15 protein-coding genes are annotated in these 19,593 nt (G+C 71.8%); 8 read left to right on the top strand and 7 right to left on the bottom strand.

Features of this window, described 5'->3' with window-relative positions; genetic code table 11:
* The first annotated feature begins 35 nt into the window (after positions 1-35).
* Positions 36-4,409, top strand: a complete 4,374-nt coding sequence (locus tag AC6JBM_RS42065) for a coiled-coil domain-containing protein (protein WP_497979355.1) — start codon at positions 36-38, stop codon at positions 4,407-4,409.
* Positions 4,406-4,951 (top strand): GNAT family N-acetyltransferase, encoded by a 546-nt coding sequence (locus tag AC6JBM_RS42060; protein ID WP_497979354.1) that lies wholly within the window; start codon positions 4,406-4,408, stop codon positions 4,949-4,951. Before AC6JBM_RS42065 ends, AC6JBM_RS42060 begins: the two co-directional genes overlap by 4 nt.
* Before the next feature lie 3 nt (positions 4,952-4,954).
* Here the strand turns inward: AC6JBM_RS42060 and AC6JBM_RS42055 are convergent, their stop codons facing one another.
* The 5 genes from AC6JBM_RS42055 to AC6JBM_RS42035 all read right to left on the bottom strand — a co-directional run bounded on the left by AC6JBM_RS42055 (position 4,955) and on the right by AC6JBM_RS42035 (position 10,353).
* Entirely contained in the window at positions 4,955-5,629 is a 675-nt protein-coding gene (locus AC6JBM_RS42055) for an RICIN domain-containing protein (protein ID WP_497979353.1), read from the bottom strand.
* Between the two features lie 56 nt (positions 5,630-5,685).
* Positions 5,686-6,975, bottom strand: coding sequence for an AAA family ATPase (locus AC6JBM_RS42050; RefSeq protein WP_497979352.1), 1,290 nt, complete (start codon positions 6,973-6,975; stop codon positions 5,686-5,688).
* On the bottom strand, positions 6,972-8,348 hold the full coding sequence (locus AC6JBM_RS42045) for a hypothetical protein (RefSeq protein ID WP_497979351.1): 1,377 nt from the start codon (positions 8,346-8,348) through the stop codon (positions 6,972-6,974). The genes AC6JBM_RS42050 and AC6JBM_RS42045 overlap by 4 nt, the downstream gene beginning before the upstream one ends.
* Positions 8,349-8,428: 80 nt before the next feature.
* Positions 8,429-9,547 (bottom strand): hypothetical protein, encoded by a 1,119-nt coding sequence (locus AC6JBM_RS42040; RefSeq protein WP_497979350.1) that lies wholly within the window; start codon positions 9,545-9,547, stop codon positions 8,429-8,431.
* Positions 9,548-9,570: 23 nt separating this feature from the next.
* A complete protein-coding gene (locus AC6JBM_RS42035; protein ID WP_497979349.1) occupies positions 9,571-10,353 on the bottom strand; it encodes a hypothetical protein in 783 nt (260 codons plus the stop codon).
* A gap of 136 nt (positions 10,354-10,489) precedes the next feature.
* On the opposite strand from AC6JBM_RS42035, the gene AC6JBM_RS42030 reads away from it, so the two are divergent.
* From AC6JBM_RS42030 to AC6JBM_RS42015, 4 genes are read left to right on the top strand one after another with little or no spacing between them, the layout of a single operon-like run.
* Entirely contained in the window at positions 10,490-10,801 is a 312-nt protein-coding gene (locus AC6JBM_RS42030) for a helix-turn-helix domain-containing protein (RefSeq protein ID WP_497979348.1), read from the top strand.
* A 46-nt stretch (positions 10,802-10,847) separates the two neighbouring features.
* Positions 10,848-11,885 carry a DUF559 domain-containing protein gene (locus AC6JBM_RS42025; protein WP_497979347.1) on the top strand — a complete coding sequence of 346 codons (1,038 nt, stop codon included), beginning with the start codon at positions 10,848-10,850 and terminating at the stop codon, positions 11,883-11,885.
* Positions 11,886-11,891: 6 nt separating this feature from the next.
* Positions 11,892-12,575 (top strand): hypothetical protein, encoded by a 684-nt coding sequence (locus AC6JBM_RS42020; protein ID WP_497979346.1) that lies wholly within the window; start codon positions 11,892-11,894, stop codon positions 12,573-12,575.
* Entirely contained in the window at positions 12,572-15,667 is a 3,096-nt protein-coding gene (locus tag AC6JBM_RS42015; protein WP_497979345.1) for an ATP-binding protein, read from the top strand. The genes AC6JBM_RS42020 and AC6JBM_RS42015 overlap by 4 nt, the downstream gene beginning before the upstream one ends.
* Here AC6JBM_RS42015 and AC6JBM_RS42010 read toward each other — a convergent pair.
* Entirely contained in the window at positions 15,645-16,646 is a 1,002-nt protein-coding gene (locus AC6JBM_RS42010; protein WP_497979344.1) for a hypothetical protein, read from the bottom strand. The genes AC6JBM_RS42015 and AC6JBM_RS42010 overlap by 23 nt on opposite strands.
* Positions 16,643-16,951 (bottom strand): nucleotide pyrophosphohydrolase, encoded by a 309-nt coding sequence (locus AC6JBM_RS42005; RefSeq protein WP_497979343.1) that lies wholly within the window; start codon positions 16,949-16,951, stop codon positions 16,643-16,645. Before AC6JBM_RS42005 ends, AC6JBM_RS42010 begins: the two co-directional genes overlap by 4 nt.
* Positions 16,952-17,082: 131 nt before the next feature.
* On the opposite strand from AC6JBM_RS42005, the gene AC6JBM_RS42000 reads away from it, so the two are divergent.
* Together AC6JBM_RS42000 and AC6JBM_RS41995 are read left to right on the top strand one after the other, a co-directional pair.
* Positions 17,083-17,853 (top strand): ABC transporter ATP-binding protein, encoded by a 771-nt coding sequence (locus AC6JBM_RS42000; RefSeq protein WP_497979342.1) that lies wholly within the window; start codon positions 17,083-17,085, stop codon positions 17,851-17,853.
* Positions 17,838-19,583, top strand: a complete 1,746-nt coding sequence (locus tag AC6JBM_RS41995; protein ID WP_497979341.1) for a hypothetical protein — start codon at positions 17,838-17,840, stop codon at positions 19,581-19,583. Before AC6JBM_RS42000 ends, AC6JBM_RS41995 begins: the two co-directional genes overlap by 16 nt.
* Positions 19,584-19,593: the final 10 nt, after the last annotated feature.

The following is a 19,593-nucleotide window of genomic DNA, read 5'->3' as shown; positions in this document are numbered from 1 at the left end:
CGCCCGCCGCGCGTTTTCGCGAGGTGTGGCTGGATTTGACGGGACGCGACGGCGCCCCGCTCGACACCATCCTGTGGATGCGCAACGGCGGCGGCAAGTCGACCCTGATCGCGCTGCTGTGCGCGCTGATCCGCCCGGACCGGCGCGACTTCCTCGCCACCGGCACGACCGGGCGCCACCTCGAGGACTGCATCCTGGGCTCCGACACCGCGCACGTCGTCGTCGAGTGGATCGACCCGGCGGGGCAGCGGCTGGTCACCGGCGGCGTCTACGAGTGGGCCGACCGCGCACAGCCTTCGGACCCGAACGGTTCGCACGAGCGGCTGCGCCAGACCTGGTACGCGTTCACGCCCGCCGCCGGCGTCGAGCTCGAGCAGCTCCCGTACGACTCGGCCGAGCTCAAGGACTTCGCGAAGGCGGTCGAGGGGCTGGCGTACGAGACCGAGCCGATCGTCACCACCAAGCAGGAGCGCTGGGCCCAGGCGCTGCAGGACCGCGGGCTCGACCCGGGCCTGTTCACCGCCATCCTGAAGATCAACGCGACCGAGGGCGGGATCGAGCATCACTTCCGGTTCAAGACCGCCGACGAGTTTGTGCAGTACCTGCTGACGCTGGTCACGGAGCCCACCTCGGCCGGCAAGGTCGCCGCCATCCTGCGCACCACCCGCGACCGCCTCGCCCGCCAGCCGCGGCTGCGCGCCGAGGTCGCCTTCTGCGACGAGGCCACGACGCTGCTCACCGACCTGGCCACGGCCCGGGACACGCTCGTCGACGCCGAGCTCGCGGCGCGGGCGGCCCGCCTCGACGCCGCCGGTCTGGCGGGCGCGTTGAGCGCCGCCGTGCAGTCCGCCGCGACCGCCGCCGAGCGCCATGACGCCCACGCCGAGGAGGCTCATGCGGCGGTACAGCGCGCAGCCGCCGAGTCCGCGACTTTGGACGAGCACGTACGGCATTATCGATACCGGGCCGCCGACCTGACCCACGAGCACGCCGCCGCGGCCGCGCTGTCGGCCGACGCGCTGGTCGCCGAGCGCCGCCACCTGCACCGGTCCTGGCAGCTCGTGCCGGCCCTCATCCGCCACGTCGAGCAGGCCCAGCGCCTCGAGGTCGCCCGCCGCCAGCAGGAACAGGCCGAGGCGGGCGCGGCCCCGTTGCGCCGCTCCCGGGCCGCCGCGGCCGCGGTGCTCCTGGCCGTGTTGCGCAACGCCGCCGACGAATTGAGCGCGCGCATCGAGACCACCTCGCACGAAGCGTCATCCGCTCGTGAGCGTCAGGCCACCGCGCGCACCCTGGCCGACTCGCTGCGGGGCCGGCTCGGCAGCCTCGACGCGCAGCAGCGCACGATCGAGTCGCAGCTGGCCGTCTACGACCGCGACCTGGCCGCCGCGGCCGACCATCTCGACGGCGACGAGCTCGATCGCGCCCTCGAGCTCGCCCGATCGGCCGAAGCCGAGGCCGCGCAGCGAATCGAGCACGAACTGCCGGCCGAGGCCGCGCGCCTCGACGCGGACCGCGCCGCATACGAACGCGATCGCGCGGACGCGCAGACAGCGCTCACCGAGCTGTCCCGCGACAAGGCCGTGCTCGACGCCGAGCGCGGCCCGCTGTTCGCCGAGATCGAGGCCCTGGCCACGGACCCGAGGCTGACCGCGCTCGCCGAGCGGGACCGCGTCGACCCGATCGACTCGCAGCGCGCGCTCACCGACCTGCTCACCGAGGCCGTCATCACCGCCGACCGGCACCGCATCCAGCTCGCCGTCGCCGACGCCGAGGACGACCGCGCGGTGCAGGCGCTCGCCTCCGCGCGCGGGCTGCTCCCGGCCGCGCTGGACCTCGCCCGGGCCGCGGACGTCCTGGCCGCGGAGCGGATCCCGGCGACGACGGGCTGGCACCATCTGGCGGATTCGGTACCGTCCGCCGCCTGGCCGGCCGCCATCGCCGACGCGCCCCACCTGGTGGGCGGGCTGCTCGTGCACGACCCGGCCGACCTGGAACGGGCCCGCACCGCGCTCGAGGAGGCGCGCCTGTTCCCGACCTCGGCCGTCCAGGTCGCCGCGGTCGGCGACCTGCAGTCCATTGTGGACTCGGACCCGGCCAAGCCCGTCGGCTTCGTGCTGCCGCCGGCGCCCGCGATGTACGACCGCACCGCCGCCGCCTCCGAGACCGACCGGCGCAACCGGGGCCGCGACGAGCGCAACCAGCGCGTCCACGAGCTGATCGAGTCCCGCGACCGCGACCTGCAGCTGCGGGGTCAGCTGCTCGCGCTGGCCGAGCGCTGCCCGGCCGGGCACCTCGAGCACCTCGAGGCGGTCTCGGAGAGGCTCGGCCGCTCGCTGCGCGAGTCCGAGCAGCGCCTCGCCGAGCTGCAGGAGACCCGCCTCGTGCTCGACGAGCGCGCGGCCCTGCTCGAGCACATGCGCCGCGACCTGGCCGAGCGCCGCCGCCGGTTGACGATCCGCCTCGCCGCGCTGTCCGATCTCGCTCGCCGCGCCCCGGAGGCCGCGCGAATGCGCGGCGAGCTGGACGAACTGCCGTCGGTGCGCGCCTCGCTGCACGCGGAGCTGGCCTCGGCCGAGGCCGAGGAGCGCACGGCGGCGACCGCGGCCCACGCCCACGCCGCCGAGGCGGACCGCGATGCCGCCACCGTGCGCGAGCACCGCGTCCGGTGCGAGGACCTCCAGCGCGTCGCCGCGGACGAGGTGCCCGGTGAGCTGCCGAGCCTGGTCGAGGCCACGAACGCCTACCAGGCCGCGCACGACGCCTACCTCCGGCAGACGTCGGGCTCCGCGCTGGAGGCGACGATCGCCGAGATCACCAGCCGGCTGGCCGGGCTCGACGAGGAGATCCAGCAGTTCGCCCCGGACGAGCGCGCGACCGCGCAACGTCTGCTGGATGCTTCGGATCCGGTGACGGTACGACATGAAATCGCGCAGGCCGAGCGCGCCTTCCTGGACGCCCAGCGCGACGCCACCCTGGCCGGCGCCGCGCTCGCGAACGCGCGCCGGAACCTGGACGCGTGTCCACAGTCGACACTCGCCCTCCCGGCCGCCGACGCCGAGCCCGCGAACGCGCGCCGGAACCTGGACGCGTGTCCACAGTCGACGCTCGCCCTTCCGGCCGCCGACGCCGAGCTCGCGGACGCGCGCCGGAGCCTGAACGAGCGTCCACAGTCGACACCCACCCTCCCGGTCGCCGCCGACGCCGACGAGGCGACGCGCCTGGCCGACGCGGCCGCGCGCCGGCTCGCGGACTCGCGCCAGCAGGAGCAGTCCTCCCGCGACCGCGCGGCGGGGGCCGAGTCCGAGGCCGCCTCGGCGCGCCGCCGCGCGGACGACTTCCAGCAGCTCGTCACGGACCTGACCGAGGACACCGAGCCCACGGAGTCGGCCCCGTTCGCGGGCGACGTGGACGCGGCCCGCGAGTCGGCCCGGGGCGCGCGCCGGGCGCTGCAGGCCGCCGACCGGTCCGTGACCGCGGCCCGCAACCGGCTCAACGCCGAGGCGCACCGGGTGGACCGCTGGGCGTCCGAGGAGCGCTTCGCCACCGTGAGCCCCGAGGTGCGCGACCGCTTCCAGCTCGGCCGCCTCGACTTCGACGGGACCGAGCTGCTGGGCGAGCAGCTCTCGACGTACCGCCACGGCCTCGCCGGCGAGCTCGACGCCGTCGAGAAGGACAAGCACCTGGTGGTGACGGCGCTGTGTGCGGAGGTACGAGAGGGATTGAAGACCCTGCAACGGGCTCAGCACCACGCTCAGCTTCCCGCCGGACTCGCGGATCACCTGCGCAACCGGCGCTTCCTCGACGTCGGCCCACGCTCCAGTGTGGACACCAGCGACGCGACCTTGCGCAGCCGGGTGGAACGGTTGGTGGACAAGCTCGTCGCGGGCAAGGACCCGATCCCGGACGGCCTGAGCCTGGCCTGGGAGGCGATCGCGGCGGTGGTGGGCCGCGGTAACTTCGTCGCGCGCGTGCTGAAGCCGTCGACCGAGCTGACCGACGACCGCCAGCCGGTCGAGCTGATGAGCAAGTGGAGCGGCGGCGAGAAGGTGACGATCAGCCTGCTGCTGTTCTGCATGCTCGCCCGCCTGCGCGCGGCGAACCGCGGCGGCGACGTGCCAGGCCTGGGCGTCCTGCCGATGGACAACCCCCTGGGCACCGCGAACTACGTGGCCTTCCTGGACCTGCAACGCCGAGTCGCCGCCGCGAACGGCATCCAGTTGATCTTCTTGTCGGGCTTGGGCGACATGCGCGCGGTGGGCCGCTTCCCGAACGTGGTGCGCATGCGCAACACGCACAACCGGGGCCGCAACTACGCGCGGGTGATGGAGCGCGAGCTGAACGAGGACCAGATCCTGGAGGGCATCACCACCGCCCGCCTGACCTTCCCGATCCAAGGAACGCTGCTGTGATACATCTGGAAACCGAGCGGCTGGTGCTGCGCCGGCTCACGTCGGACGACCTGGACAACCTCGTCGAGCTGGACAGTGATCCGGAGGTCATGCGGTACCTCAACGGCGGCCATCCGACGCCGCGGGAGACGATCCGCGGCATGATGCCGTTCATCCTGGCCCACTACGAGCGGGGCGACGACCTCGGCTACTGGGCCGTCGAGGCCGACGGGCGGTTCCTCGGGTGGGTCTTCTTCCGGCCGTACCGCCATGACGGCCCGCCCGCCGACGTCGACCGTTCGGGCATCGAGGTGGGGTATCGGCTGCGGCGTGAGGCGTGGGGCAAGGGCTATGCGACCGAGGCGAGCCGTGCCCTGATCGCGCGCGGCTTCGACGTCGTGGGCGTTGACCGGGTCTTCGCCGAGACCATGGCCGTCAACGCCGGCTCGCGCCGCGTGATGGAGAAGGCCGGGCTGCGGCACGTGGCCACGTTCGATCGCGAGGGCGACAGCGAGGTGCAGTACGCCCTGACCGCCTCCGAGTGGCGGTCAGGGCGCGATTGATGCCTACTGCTGGAAGCGCCAGGTCTGGTTCGACTGGGCGTTGCCGCAGTCCCAGATGATGAGCTGGGTGCCGTTGGCGGTGCCCCAGCCGTCGGCGTCCAGGCACTTGCCCGAGTTCGGGTTGCGCAGGTTGCCGTTCACGAGCTGCCATTGCTGCGCGGTGTTGCCGAGGCACGTCCACAACTGGACGACGGTGCCTGACGACGTACGACCGCCGGAGACATCCAGGCATTTGTTCGTCTTGGTGTTGACCAGCGCGCTGCCGTTCCAGCGCCAGCGGACCTCCGGGCCACCGTGGAAGTCCCACAGCTGGACCTTCGTGCCGTCGGCGTCGCGGCCCCCGGACACGTCGACGCAGCGGCTCGAGCCCGTGCCGACGATCATCTGACCCGTCGGCAGGTCGTTCACGCCGCGGCGGTTGCCGCGCGTCCAGGCCTTCGCGCCCAGGCCCAGGTTGCCGGGGATGGTGCCGTTCAGGTAGTCCTTGTACCAGCCCAGCCAGTACGGCAGGCCATTGCTGTTCTGGTTGTAGCCCTTCGCCTCGCCGTCGTGCACGCCGACCTCGCCGGGCACGTGCAGCTGCTGGAAGTAGTACTGCTCGCCGAGCTGGTGGAGCATCTCGTGCACCCAGCCGGCGAGCGCGTCCTGGTTGTATCCGAGGTCGTCGCGGGCGTTCACGCTCGTCCAGCCGGGGAGTTTCGCAATAGTTTCGTGGACGGCGCGGTACCAGCCAGTCAGGCCGGCACGCGGTGTTGTTCGAGGTAGGACATCACGGCCTGGTTGGCTTCCCAGCCGTCCGGGAACTTGACGATCTCGTTCAGATAGACGCGGCCGGTCGACGGGTGGGCGTTCAGCAGTTCCGTGATGCCGGCTCTCGCCACCGCGATGCAGGCGTGCCGATGGCGCGACGTCAGCACGCACAAGCGGCCCGCCTCCAGGTGGAAAGCGGTCGCGTCGCGCCGGCCCGACAGTGGGTGCCACACCACCGTCACGTCGTACTCGCGGCCCTGCAGGCGATTCGCCGTGTCCACGGTGATGCCCGAGTCCGGGGGCAGGAACTGCCGTACCGCCGCCGCCTGGTCGCGATGCGCCGTGCCGATCGCGATTCGGTCCGCCGTCACGGGCGTGCCGGTGCGGGCCCGCTCCGAAACGGCGATGGGGCCGCGAGCCAGCAGGCGCAGGGCGACGTCCGCGCAGGCCCGGGCGATCTCGGCGTCCGTGCGCATGCTGTGCCGCGCCGGCAGTTCGTGCAGGGCCCAGCCCGTCGCCGCGGCCGTCTCGAGCGTTCTGTCTACAGGGGACGTTCCGAAGGCGTGCGTCGAGAAGGACAGCGAGCGGTCGGACAGCGACGTGCCCGCGGTGAAGCCCGTGAACGGATAGAAGGCCTCCGACACGACCGGGGCGGCCGTGGCGGGCAGGCGCCAGGAGACCGGCAGGCGGTGGGGCTCGATCTCGGGGTTGTGGCGCAGCAGCACCGCCACTGCGCTCAGCTGCGGGTCCCAAGACAGGCCCGCCCAGCGCTCCGTTTCGACCGTCGAGAACGGGTCCAGCTGACCCGGGTCGCCGACGAACAGGGTGCGGTCGAAGCGGCCCGCGATCTGGAGCAACGCGTCCGAGCGCATCTGGTACGCCTCGTCGACGATGGCCCACGGCCAGTCGCCCTGGGTCACGGTCGACCACTTGGCCGCGGTGCCGATGACCACGGCGGAGCCCGCCAGGCCGGCGATCGCGTTGTCCACGGTCACGTTGTTGTGGGTCGCGATGCGCGGAACCGGGACGTAGTTCTGGGCCGACAGGCGGCCGATCGGCAGTGTGGGGGAGGACCGGGCCAGGTTGGCGATCAGGTCGTCGACCTGCTCGTTGGTCTGCGCCACGATGGCCAGCGGCTCGCCGGTCTCGGCGATGTGCCGCGCGGCGCGAACGACCAATGTGGACTTTCCCGCGCCCGGCGGGGAGTCGACCACCACGCCGCGCGCGTCCGAGAACTGGAGATCCTCCATTACGGCCGGGAAGACGTCCTTCATGACCAGGCCTCCACGGCGTCCTCTTCGGTCGGTTCCGGGGGTGGGGGCGGGCCGCCGTGCGTCCACGGCGTGTCCTCGACGGGCGGGAAGTTGCCGCCGGGCTGGAAGCTCGTCGACACGGTGCCGTACGTGACGTGCTCGCCCACCTCGGGCACGCTGCCCGGCGCCGGCGTGAGCGCCCGGCCCATGCCGCCCGTGAGCTCCAGCACGACATCGGGGCCGTCGATGGCGACGATCCGGCCGGTCTGGGTGCGGCGGGAAGGGCATTGCACATCGGTACCGATGCCAAGCCGCAACGGATCCGCCGTGCGCACCGTCACGTGTGGACGGAGCTTGCGGCGCGGGCCCGAGGCGTCCAGGCGGTTCGGCTCCGCCGCGACGACCTCGCCCGCGAAAGCCTCGCCGGTCAGACGGAACTCGGCCATCACCAGCGGGTCGTCCAGCGCCCGTTGCGCGTCAAACTTGGCCTGCGCGCGCTCCAGGTGATTCAGGCGGCGTGCCGCGGCCACGGCGGAGTCGCGGCGGGCCTGGGGCAGGGAGCCGGCGCTGCCTAGGTACTCGACGTAGTTCGTGAACGCGTCGCGGTCCTCGGCCCAGCGCTCCACGACGGTCGCGCCCGGCTGCAGACTGCGCAGTTGTGCAACGCCGCGCCACATCAACTGCCAGGTTGGTTCGAGTTGACTGCGCAAGGCGACGCTCAGGCGTTCGAGTGCCATCTTGCGCGCGCTCGAGTCGGCGTCCGTTTTCGCATACCGCTCGATCGCCGGCATCAGCGTGGCCGAGTCGAACGTCGGGTCGGTCGCCGGGCCCGCCGGCGGCCAGATCTCCGGATCCTCGGCGGCCAGCGCGGCCTCGAAGGGGTCCTCGCCGAACCAGGACAGGAGGGCCGCGAGGTTGGCGTCCTCCATCGCGCTCTGGCCCGTGGCCCAGTGCTGGCTCAGCGCCGAGGTCATCGCGAGCATCAGCGACGAGCCTGGGTGCTCGGCGCGCTCGGCGAAGAACGTCAGCCACCGGCCCAGCAGGGGAACGACGGGCTTGACGGCGTGCTCGCCGTACGTGCGGCGGAGCCTGGTCGAGCGGCCGAAGAGCCGGACGAAATCCACGCCGCCCGGATTCGGTACCAGCAGCTGCGGCGCCTCCGCGAAGCGCCTCCGCCCGCGCACGTCCTCCTGGTGCCGCGCAAATCCGTCCACATAGGACACAATGACGCGCCCGAGCTCGGCCGCGAACTGGAAGCGCTGGTCTCGGTTGCGCGGCTGCGCGACGAACAGCAGGCGCGGCTCGTCCACGGCGGAGCCCAGCATCGCGGCCAGCGGCGCGTTCGCCTCGCCGGCCAGGGCGAGCGGGATGAGGACGAGTGGTCGATCGGACACGTGAACGTGTCGCACCGTGGTGATGGGCTGGGCGGCCTGCGCGCGAACGGCCAGCGCTCTTGCAAGTGCGGTCAGCGAGCTCACGCCAGGCACTCCTCGCGCAGGCGGAGGGCGGTGCGCAGTACCGCCGCCGCCTCCTGCTGCTCCGGGGACGGCTCGAGCTCGCCCGCGGCGAGGCGCAGCGCGGTGTCGACGGTCTCCACGCTGCCGAGCTCCTCGCTCACCGACTTGCCGAGCGCGTGCGTGCTGCCGCGGGCCTCGTGGCGGCAGAAGTACGACATCTCGCACGTCGACAGGCACTCGGGGGAGTAACGCGCGGGGATGTGCTCGATCGCGTCGCACAGCTCGCCGATCGCGCGTGTCGGGCGCCCGTCACGGTCGGGCGCGAGATCGAACGTGATGCCATCGTCCACATGGGACAGGCGCTGGTCGATGCGTTCCATGTTGCCCAGCTGTCGTTTCAGCACCGTCAGCTGCCGTCGTACGTCCAGCGGCGTGGCGACCGCGTGGTTGGAGAAGTTCTCGGGGCAGACGAGCACGACTCGATCGGAAACGGCCGCCGGATTGTGTCCGAGTTCTTGCAGGAGGTGCCGCAGCGCCACGACGTACACGGCGGACTGCACCGCCGCGGCGGCCACCTTGCCGCCGTCGGCCTGGCCGTCGATCACGGCGAACGACTTGATCTCGATGATGTGGAAGACGCCGCGGTACTGAAACGCGATGAGGTCCGGTTCGAGGAACACCTGGCGGCCGCCGACCGGGAGCTTGAGCAGCGGGTGGTCGAACAGGGTGCCGGCCTCGTCCGAGTGCGCGGCGGCGGTGCCGAGGACCTGGCGGGCCAGTTGGTGGCGCACCTCCTGGCTCTCGTTGCCGGCCGCGTCCTCGAGGTCCTGGTATGCGACTTCCTTGATGTCCAGGCGCAGCGTTTCGCGCAGCAGGCGCAGCAGTTCCGCGCAGCCGTTCGCCTTCACCTGCGACACGAACGAGCGGGTGCGCGTGATGGCGAACGGGGACTGGCCATAGGGCGGAGCGTGTCCGGCCCGCGCGGCGATTGCGCGTTTGTCGACGCCCGCGGCGTCCATGATTGCTCGGCGCGCGCAGCCGGGGTTGGTGGTGAGCGCGGCGATCGTGCGGGCGTTGTGGGCCACGGGCGGTACCGGACCGCGGATCTCGGCGAGCCGGTCTTCGATGCTGTTCACGCTGGCACTTCCTTCGCGGTGGTTCACGTGCCGGTTTCGGGCACCGCCCTCAGGCTGGCGCCGAACAGCTGGCCGGCGTCGTCGAGCTGGGCCCGGGCCCGGGCGGCGGCCGCTTCGCGGTGCGACCGGTCGACCGGTTCGTGCGTCGCCAGCTCGGCCTCGGCGGCGCGGATGACGACCTGCGGTTTCGCCGAGCCGACGCCGTCCGCGGCGCCCGGGATGTTCTCGGCGAACAGCCACAATAGGCGCGCGGCGCCCCGATCGGTATCAGGCAGACGATCGACGTGTTCCGCGATCCTGACCGCGGCTTTCAGGAAGTCGACCCGCGGGCTGAGCGCGCCGATGACGCGCTGCTCGAGCGGCCACGTGGAGATCGCGAGCAGGCCGCGGACCGGGGCGAGGCGGTCGGCGGTGAGGGCGGCGCAGAGGTAGTACGGCCGGGAGAACGCGGCCGCCCGGAACGACCGCTCCTCGTCGCGGCGCAGGCTCGTGAGCTTCGCGCTGTTGATGTCCCCGCCGAAGCAGGCGTTGTAGACCTGCGCGATGAGCTTCGGTGCCGCGGGCACGGTGAGCAGGGTGAGCGCCCCGTGCACCTGCTCGCGCAGGGGCAGCAGCGACCCGGCCTCGCGCGGCGCGAGCATGTCGGCCGGCTCCGGGGCGAGCGCCTCCTCCCACGCCTCTTCGAGTGCGCGCTGCTGTGCGCGGAGCGCCCGCTCACGCGGCCGATCGCCGGCGACGCGCGCCTGCCGGACCTCGGCTCGGAGCGCCGCGAGCCGTTGCTCGATCTCCTCGGCGTCATCCGGCATGCCATCGACCGTACGCCCTCCAGTAATTTCCAGCAATCCCCACTCGCGCCCAGAAGTGGTGTTGCACGCCTCCAGTATCTTCCAGTAAGTTCCAGCAATCGCCAGGCGTCCGGTTTCCGGACCGAGGGGGGTCTAGATGCACGACATCGCCGCACTGGAGGCGGTACTGCGAGGAGCCCTGGCCGGCGTGGCCGGCGATCGCGAGATCGTGATCGTTGCCGTCATGCCGGCCGGACAGCCCGACCAGACCGGCCGGCCGGTGCTGAGCAAGCGGGAGCGCGAGGTGGCCGGGCTCGTGCGCAAGGGCCTGACCAACCAGCAGATCGCCCGCCGGCTCGGCATCACGCCGCACACCGTGAACCATCACCTGCGCCGGATCTTCAAGAAGCTCGACATCGTCTCGCGGGTGCAGCTCGCCGCGCTCGAGGTCCCGGAATGGGTCGGGTGAAGAGATGACTGCGGTCGATCAGGCCCCCCGCGTACGGTCGGAAACTGTGACATCGGGGGTCGGGTGGTGGGCCGAGCCGCCGTCCGGCCAGGTCTGTTTCCTGGCTGACGTCGATCCGTCGTTGCTGAGCGTCGGGCTCGATCCCCTGCCCGCCGACGCTCCGGCGATCGTCCGGTTCTGCCCGCCACCGAGGCTAGGCGTCGGGCAGTACATCGCCGCCTTCCTCGACGCGTTGGACCGTGCCGCGGACAGTCTCTTCCCGGCCTGGCTGCCCGGCGCCGAGCGCCTCGACGGTCCGTCGGCGCTCGGCATCGCGGCCGCTCGCGCGATCGCGGCCCGCGTCTCGGCGCAGTCGGATCACTTCGGGCCGTTTCTCATGGCCGCGGCCGAGCGTTCCCTGCGCGGCGGAGGGGCTGGCTCGCCGCATTTCCCGGCCGAGGTCCGCGCCCGCGGGCTCGGGCTCATCCTGGCCGACGCGTATCGGCGATCGTCCGTCGCGGTTCTGCTCGACGTGCCGGCCGGGCCGGGCGTGAACGCGCTCGTCGCCGCCGCGGAGTGGCTGGCCGAGCACGGGCGCTTCGGCGTCTGGCTGGCCGGCGGCGCGCTCGGCGGCGTGGACCGGATCCGGACGATCCGGATCACCCTGCCGTCCGAGCTGACCCGCCTTCCGCCGGCCGAGGTCGACGGCGACGAGCCCAGGCCGCCGCTGCTGACGTATCCACCGCTGGCTGGCCGGCCCCGCGCCGACAGCCCGGCCGAGCAGGCGCTGGAGCGAGCACTCGCCCCGCATGACTGGGCCCGCGGGCGCCGCTGGAACGAGGAGCTCTCCTGGCACGCGCTGGGCAAGTCGTACCGCCTGGACCTGTTCTGGCCCGACGACGGACTCGTGGTCGAGGTCGACGGGGATGACCATCGCGGCCGCTGGAAGTACGCCGACGACCGCCTGCGCGACGCTCGGCTCCAGCTGCTCGGGCACGACGTTCTGCGCTTCACCAACGAGCAGGTTCTCGCGGATCCGTCGGCCGCGGCGCTGACGATCCAACGCCTGCTGCTGCTTCGCCGTACCCCTCTCACCCAGAAATGAGGCCCCATGCCCGCCGACGACGTCCCGAGCCTCACCCCGAACCAGATCCTCGCGCTGGTCGTCCTCATGTCGGAGGCCCGCGAGCTGAACAACAACGAGCTCAAGGAGCTGGCCGGCTTCTCCCTGACCGGAACCGACAACACCAAGCTGGAGTCGAAGCTCGGCCTGGTGGCGACGGACCGCAGCCACCGTCCGTTCTCGCACTCGCTCACCGACCGCGGCTGGCGAGTCGTGCGCGAGCTGCACACGATGGAGCCGCCGAAGGCGAGCAAGAGTGCCACCCGCACCCTCATCACCCTGCTCGGTAACATCCGCCGCGGGCTGGAGCAGTTGCAGACCAGCCACAGCGTGAAGATCACTGAAGGGGAGTTCTTCCGCCCGCTTGCGACCGCAGGCGAGGACTACGTCGAGCCGGTCGTTGCTGATGCCGATACCGAAGCCCGTGTGCGCGCGGCATATGCCCAGCTTGCCGGGCGGCCGGGGGAGTGGGTCGGGCTGGCCGACCTGCGCGACCAGCTGACCGAGCTGAGCCGGGACGCTGTCGACGAGGCGCTGCGATCGCTCCTGCGCCAGGACGGTGTCCGCATCATCCCCGTCGCCAACACGAAGGCGCTCGAGCCACGTGACCGCGCCGCCGCCCTGAGCATCGGCGGTGAGGACAGCCACGCCCTGTCGATCGGCCGGCCGTGATCAGCCCGGCCGCGCGGGCGGCGCTCGAGGCACTGCACTTCAACCCCGCCCCGACGCCGGACGACATCTGGCACTCGTCGCCGTACGACGTGCCGGAGCTGCACGAGAGGTCGGTTCGCGAAATCCTCAGCGGCGTCCAGCGAGCCCGGCGCAGCGACACCACGACCCCGCTCGCCGTGGCGCTGCAGGGTCGCGCCGGCTCGGGCAAGACGCACCTGCTCGGCGCCGTGCGGGAGACGATCCAGCGGGCCGACGGCGGCGGGTACTTCTTCCTGGTCAACATGATCAGCGGCCGGAACTTCTGGGAGAGCACCGTCCAGGGCATCATCAGCGGGCTCAGCCGGGATGCCTTCGGATGGGGCACGCAGCTCAAGACGTTCCTGCGCCGGCTGACCCCGCAGCTCGGCCTCACGCCGGAGGTCCGGGACGCGATCGCGGGGCAGACGCCCGTGACCCGCCCGCAGTTGGACGCCTTCATCGCCGGACTCCGGCGGTTCGACGCCGTCACCGGGCGCGAGTGTCAGGACACCGCCCGGGCGCTCGTGCTGTTCAACTCCCCCGACTTCGAGCACCAGGACATCGGTCAGGCCCACCTCATCTCGGAGCCCCCGGAGCCGTCGGATCGCACCGACTGGGGATTCACGACCGCCACGCGGAAGCCGGCCGAGGTGGTGGCCGACATCTCCCGACTCATCGCGCTGACGCTGAGCCCGAGCGTGATCGCGATCGACCAGCTCGACACGTTGTTCGCGCAGACCAGCAACACCTTCTTCAAGCGCGATCAGGGACTGGACGAGGAACTGCACGCCGTGGTCGGTCCGATCGCGGACGGGCTCCTGACGTTGCGCGACATCACCCAGCGCACCCTCGTGGTGATGTCGTGCCTGCCCGACACCTGGGCGCTGTTCGAGCGCAGTACGGCCGGCCCGGTGACCCAGCGCTTCCGGGCGACGGTCCTGCACGACCGTATCGACAGCGCCGAGATCGCCCGGGCCATCGTCGAGAAGCGGCTGACGAAGACGTACGCCGAGTACCACGTGCCGAGTCCATATCCCACGTGGCCCATCCGGCCCGAGGCCTTCGACGATGCGCGCGACTACACCCCGCGGGCACTCCTGCGCCGGGTCGAGGAGCACCTGCACCGCTGCCTGGTCGAGGACGAGATCGTCGAGCTGAGCCGCTTCGACGAAGACCTGCCGCCGCTGCCGCCGCCGGTCACCGGCGACCTGGCGCCGCTCGACGCGATGTTCCGGGAGCTGGTCGCCTCCGCGGACGTACACGGGGCGCTCGACTATCTCACCGAGGACATCGAGATGCCGCGGCTGCTCGCGGCCGGGATCAACGCGTGGATCGGCGAGCAGGCGCCGACCGGCGCGGTGTTCAAGCAGGACCCGCAGCCGGGGGCCAAGCCCGCGCTGCACGGGCGGCTCATCCAGGTGCTCAACGAGACGACCGAGAACGAGGCGCACTGGGCCATCCGGGCCATCGCGCACCCCAACGCCCGCGCGGTGACCACGCGCATCAAGAACGCGTGCGTCATGTCCGGGCTCGATCTCGCCGTGCCGCAGCGGCGGCTCGTGCTGCTGCGGCGGGGCGAGTGGCCGACCGGTGCGCGGACCAAGGAGACGATCGACAAGTTCATCGCGGCCGGGGGCATCTGGCACCGGATCGACGACGCCGATCTCAAGGTGTTCGACGCGCTGCGGCGCATGCAGGCCGTTCCGAATGCGCTGTTCGGCGAGTGGCTGGTCTCCCGGCGCCCCGCGAGCGGGACGGAGCTCTTCGCCGCGCTGTTCGGCGAGCACCAGCCTGCGTCTGCGCGTTCGTCCCCCGCGGTACCGCAGCAGCAGGAGTCGCCGCCGGACGGCCGGACGATTCGGCTCGGCAAGGTGATCGAGGACGAGGCGCCGTTCGTCATCGACCTGGAGTCGCTGCGCCGGCACACGGTCGTGTTCGCGGGTTCCGGCTCCGGCAAGACCGTGCTCATCCGGCGGCTCGTGGAGGAGTGCGCACGGCAGGGTGTGTCCTCGATCGTGCTCGACCCCAACAACGATCTGGCCCGGCTGGGGGACCCGTGGCCCGAGCCGCCCGCCGGCTGGGGGCCTGGCGACGAGGAGCGAGCGCGGGACTACCTCGAGCACACCGACGTCACGGTGTGGACGCCCGCGGTCAGCGGGGGCCGGCCGTTGAGTTTCCAGCCGTTGCCGGACTTCACGCCGGTGCGGGACTCGCCGGACGAGTTCAACCAGGCGGTCCGCGCGGCGGTGGAGGCGCTCGCGCCGCGGGCCGGGGTCGGGGGCACAACGAAAGCCGCCCAGCAGGGCAAGGCGGTGCTCAATGAGGCGCTGCGGGCGTACGCGCGCGGCAGCGAGGTCGGCCTCGAGGGCTTCACGGACTTCCTGGCGGATCTGCCGGACGACGTGAGCCGGATGGCCAGGGCCGGCAAGCTCGCCAATGACCTCGCCGAGACGCTCAAGGCGGCGATGGTCAACGATCCGCTGTTCGGCGGGCGGGGCGCGTCGGCGGATCCGGCGGTACTGCTGACCCCTCCCGCAGGCAAGCGCGCTCGCGTGTCCGTGATCAGCTTCATCGGGCTGATGTCCGACGAGGAGAAGCAGGGCTTCGTCAACCAGCTGCAGATGGCGCTGTTCACCTGGCTCAAGCGCAATCCGGCCGGGGATCGGCCGCTTGGCGGGCTGTTCATCATGGACGAGGCGCAGACGCTGGCGCCGGCTACGGGCACGACCGCTTCGACCGCGAGCACGATCACGCTCGCGTCGCAGGCGCGCAAGTACGGGCTCGGGCTCGTCTTTGCCACCCAGGCGCCCAAGGGGCTGCACAACCAGATCTCGGGCAACGCCACCACGCAGTTCTTCGGGCTGCTCAATGCCCCGGCGCAGATCGACGCCGCCAAGGAGCTGGCGCAGGCCAAGGGCGGGAGGCTGCCGGACATCGGATTGCTCGGCAGCGGGCAGTTCTATGCGGCGGGAGAGGGCTTCTCGTTCGTGAAGGTTCGGACGCCGCTGTGCCTGACGCACCACCCGAAGGCGCCGCTGTCTCCCGAGGAGGTCATCGAGCGCGCTCGCCGCTGACCTGAGCGCCTCGTCCGCCTTCTCGAACGAACTGGCCGTGCGACGCCTCGTAGACGCAGGCGATGTCCTGGGTCGCGAGGAGGTCGATCAGGTCCTGCTCCGGTCGCTTCGGGAGCAGGACCGCGCGGGAGGCCGGCTCGACGAAGCGCGCGTAGTCGCAGAGCTGGCCGATCGCGAGCCGGATGTGCTCGCGCCGAGTCGAGGACTTGGCCTCGAGGAGCTCGTCGGTCTCCTCGACATACATGTCGGTGAAGAACGTGTCCAGCCGGCCCGGCAGGGCGATCTCGTTGCGCACGGCGTGCTGCCCGTGCTCGGTGCGCAGGAACTCCTGGTACCGCTCGACGAGCGCGGCCTCCGTACGTGCGGCGATCACGGTCTCGCCGGGGCGGCGCTCGAACGTCGTCGTCAAGTTGCGCTCGATCGGGATCGTGCGGACGCGCGCCTCGCGGCCATCGGCGAACGGGATGCGCTTGTCGGGCTTGAGCGAGGCGACAGGAAAGGGCGGCGGCCCGAGGACCGGCCAGCCCTTCTGCACTGTCGAGTGCCGGATCGCGCGGAGGGCCTGCTCGTCGAGCGTGTCCGCACGGATCGACTCGACGTTCTCCTCGGGCTCGGGATCCAGTTCGACGCGGTACGGATACTGGTCATCGGGCCAGACCGTGCTCGCGTGATCCTCGTGCAGCGGGGCGATCAGCAGCCGGTACGTCATCGAATCGATCGTCGCGGTCTCCCACGCGCCGAAATCCTCCGGACGGGTGCGCGGCCAGCCGGTCGGGGCCGGCAGCACCGGCCGGACGCCGCGCACGAACACGAGCCACGTCGGCTCGGCCAGGTCCGGGTTGCGCAGCCAGTCCTCGGCCTCGGCGACCGTCGCGCCACCACGGTGGAAGGTCTTCCAGCCCCAGATGTTGCGGCGCATCCCGATCTCGAAGTTCTCGTCGGCGTCGCGGCCGACGTGGATGTACAGGTAGCGGGTCACCGGTCGCCCGCCTTGGGGAAGCGGGTCTCGTTGAAGGCGATCTTGTCCGCGACCGCCCGGGCGACGTCGATGCCCGTGACGTCCGCGAAGCGCAGGAGGTAGATCATCACGTCGGCGACCTCCTCCGCGACGCGCGGGTGCGGGGGTGGCTCCTCGGGGTCCCACTGGTACAGCTCGGCCAGTTCGCCGACCTCGCCGACCAGGGCCAGCAGCAGGTTGCGCGGCGTGTGGTACCGCGGCCAGTCTCGCTCCTCCGCGAAGCGGCGCAGTTCCTGCTGGACTTGAGCGGGCCACTCATTCGTCACCCGGGTGAGATCACCACAGGCCGCGTGCATTCCGGAGAATGGCCATATGGCTCTGCGGTGCAGATAACTGCACCTCCCAATCGGGAAGCAGCCTCAATCCGGTCGTCGCATAGATCTCTTACCGTGAATGCATGTCACAGGAAACGGGGCCGGCGCTCGAGATCGCCGGGCTGACCAAGCGCTTCGGGGACAAGGTCGCCGTCGACGCGATCGACCTCGCCGTGCCCAAGGGCTCCTTCTTCGGGCTCGTCGGGCAGAACGGGGCCGGCAAGACGACGACCCTCTCGATGGCGGTCGGGCTGCTGCGCCCCGACGGTGGGTCCGCGCGCATCTTCGGCCGGGACGTCTGGGCGGAGCCGGCCAAGGCCAAGGCGCTCGTCGGCGTGCTGCCCGACGGGCTCGCGATGCCCGAGCGGCTGACCGGGCGCGAGGTCCTGACGTATCTCGGCCTGCTGCGCGGGATGCCGCGCGAGGTCGTCGACCAGCGGGCGGACGAGCTGCTGGCGGTGCTCGAACTGGACAGTGCCGAACGCACGCTCGTGATCGAGTACAGCACGGGCATGCGCAAGAAGATCGGGCTCGCCACGGCGTTGTTGCACGCGCCTCGGCTGCTGGTGCTCGACGAGCCGTTCGAGGCCGTCGATCCGGTGTCGGCCTCGACCATCAAGACGATCCTGCGCGGATTCGTCGCCACCGGCGGGTCCATTGTGCTCTCCAGCCACGTGATGGCGCTGGTCGAGCAGTTGTGCGACCACGTCGGCGTGGTCGATGACGGCAAGGTTGTCGCGGCCGGTCCGCTCGACGCGGTGCGCGGCGCGCGGACGCTGGAGGAGACGTTCGTCGGGCTGGTCGGCGGGGAGCGGGCCGGGATGGGCAAGGAGCTGTCGTGGCTGTCGAACTGACGATGGCGCAGATGAAGCTCGCGGTCATGCGCCACGCGTACCGCGGCCAGCGCGCCCAGGCCGCCGGCACCGGCGCGACCATCGGGGTCGTGCTCGCGGCCGGGACCGCGTACCTCGGCTATCTCAGCCCCGATTATCTCGCCGCCGGGCTCGCCGTGTGGCTGCTCGGCTGGATGCTCGGCCCGGTGTTCATGGGCGGGGGCGACGAGACGCTGCGCCCCGAGTACTTCGCGATGCTCGGCATCTCGCCCCGGCGCCTCGCGGCCGGCCTGCTCACCGCGTCCTTCGTCGGCGTCGCGCCGCTGGTGTCGCTGGGCGCGCTCGCGGGGCTGATCGTCGCCGGGACGCGCGTGGGGGTGGTCAACACGCTGGTGGCGGTACCGGCGATGCTGCTGCAACTCGCGGTCTTCGTGCTGCTGTCGAAGATCTCGGTGGCCGTGGTCGGCGTCGCCCTGCGCAGCCGGATCGGCGCGATCGCCGCGGGTGTGATCAACGGCGTCATCCTCAGCTCGCTCGGCCAGATCTGGGTGTTCATGATCGCGTTCGGCGTGTCGGGCACGCCGGCGGTGGTGTGGTACCTCCCCTCGGCCTGGGGTCTGCTCGCCGTGCGTGGCCAGTGGTGGGCCCTGGCCGCGCTGGCCGCCCTGGTACTGCTCCTGCTCGGCCTGTGGGCGGCGCTGCTCGGCCGCCGGGCCGGTCGCCCGCGGGTCTCCGGTCGCGCCCGGCGCCCGATCGCCGCGTCCACCGCGGCCGGGGCCGTGGTCGCCAAGGAGCTGCGCACCTGGTCGCGCGATCTGGTCCGCAACCACCAGCTGGCCTTCTCGCTCGCCTACGGCCTGTGGTTCGCCGCGAGCCCGCTCGTCATCGGCTGGAACGGGATGCTGCCGTACGCCGGGCCGATCTTCATCGTGATGGCGGCCGGGATGGCCTCGAACCTGTACGGCACCGACGGCACCGCACTATGGCTCACGATGATGAGCCCGGGCGCGACCGACGTCCGCGGCCGCCAGCTCGCCTGGGTCGCCACCCAGGGCGCCATCGCGATCGTGCTGACCGTCGTGTGCACCGCGATCGTCGGCGGTCCCTGGCCGCTGGTCCTCGCGCTGCTGCCGGCCCTGCTCGGCGGCGCGGCCGGCCTCGTGCCGCTGGTCTCGGTCTACGCGCTCGTCCCGGCCACGGACCCGCACCGCCGCTCGGGCAACCCGCTGCGCACCAGCGAGGACGAGGGCGGGCTGACCGGCCTCGCGTACCTCATGCTGGCCCTCGTCCTCGTGACCGGCCTGCCCGCGGGCCTCGCCGCCCACTGGCTCGGCTGGGTGGGCGTGCCGGTGGGCCTGGCCACGGGCGCCCTGTGCTACTGGCTCTTCGGGCGCCTGGCCGAGGACCGGCTGCGCACCCACGGCCCCGAGCTGCTGGACACCATGCGCACCGGCCGCAAGCCCGTGACGGCCACGTCGATGCGCCGCTTCGAGGAGCTGTCGGCGGTGCAGAAGAACGTCGCCGGCGTGGGCTTCGGCCTCGGCGCCATCCCGCTCTTCCCGCAGGGCATCGTGGCGCTGGGCTTCGTGCACGCGGGGCGGACGGACATGTCGTGGTTCCTGGCCACCTACCTGCCCGGCCCGTGGAACTCCGTCGTGGCGATCGCGTTCATCCTGCTGGGAATCGGACTGTACGGATCCGCCCTGTGGGTCCTGCGAAAGCGGCCAGAACCTGACCGCATTCCTGCGTAACGTCATCCCC

The sequence above is a fragment of the Dactylosporangium thailandense genome, from assembly GCF_059739745.1.
The sequence above is the reverse complement of the archived record's forward strand: the minus strand, read 5'-3'. Positions and strand labels throughout refer to the sequence as shown.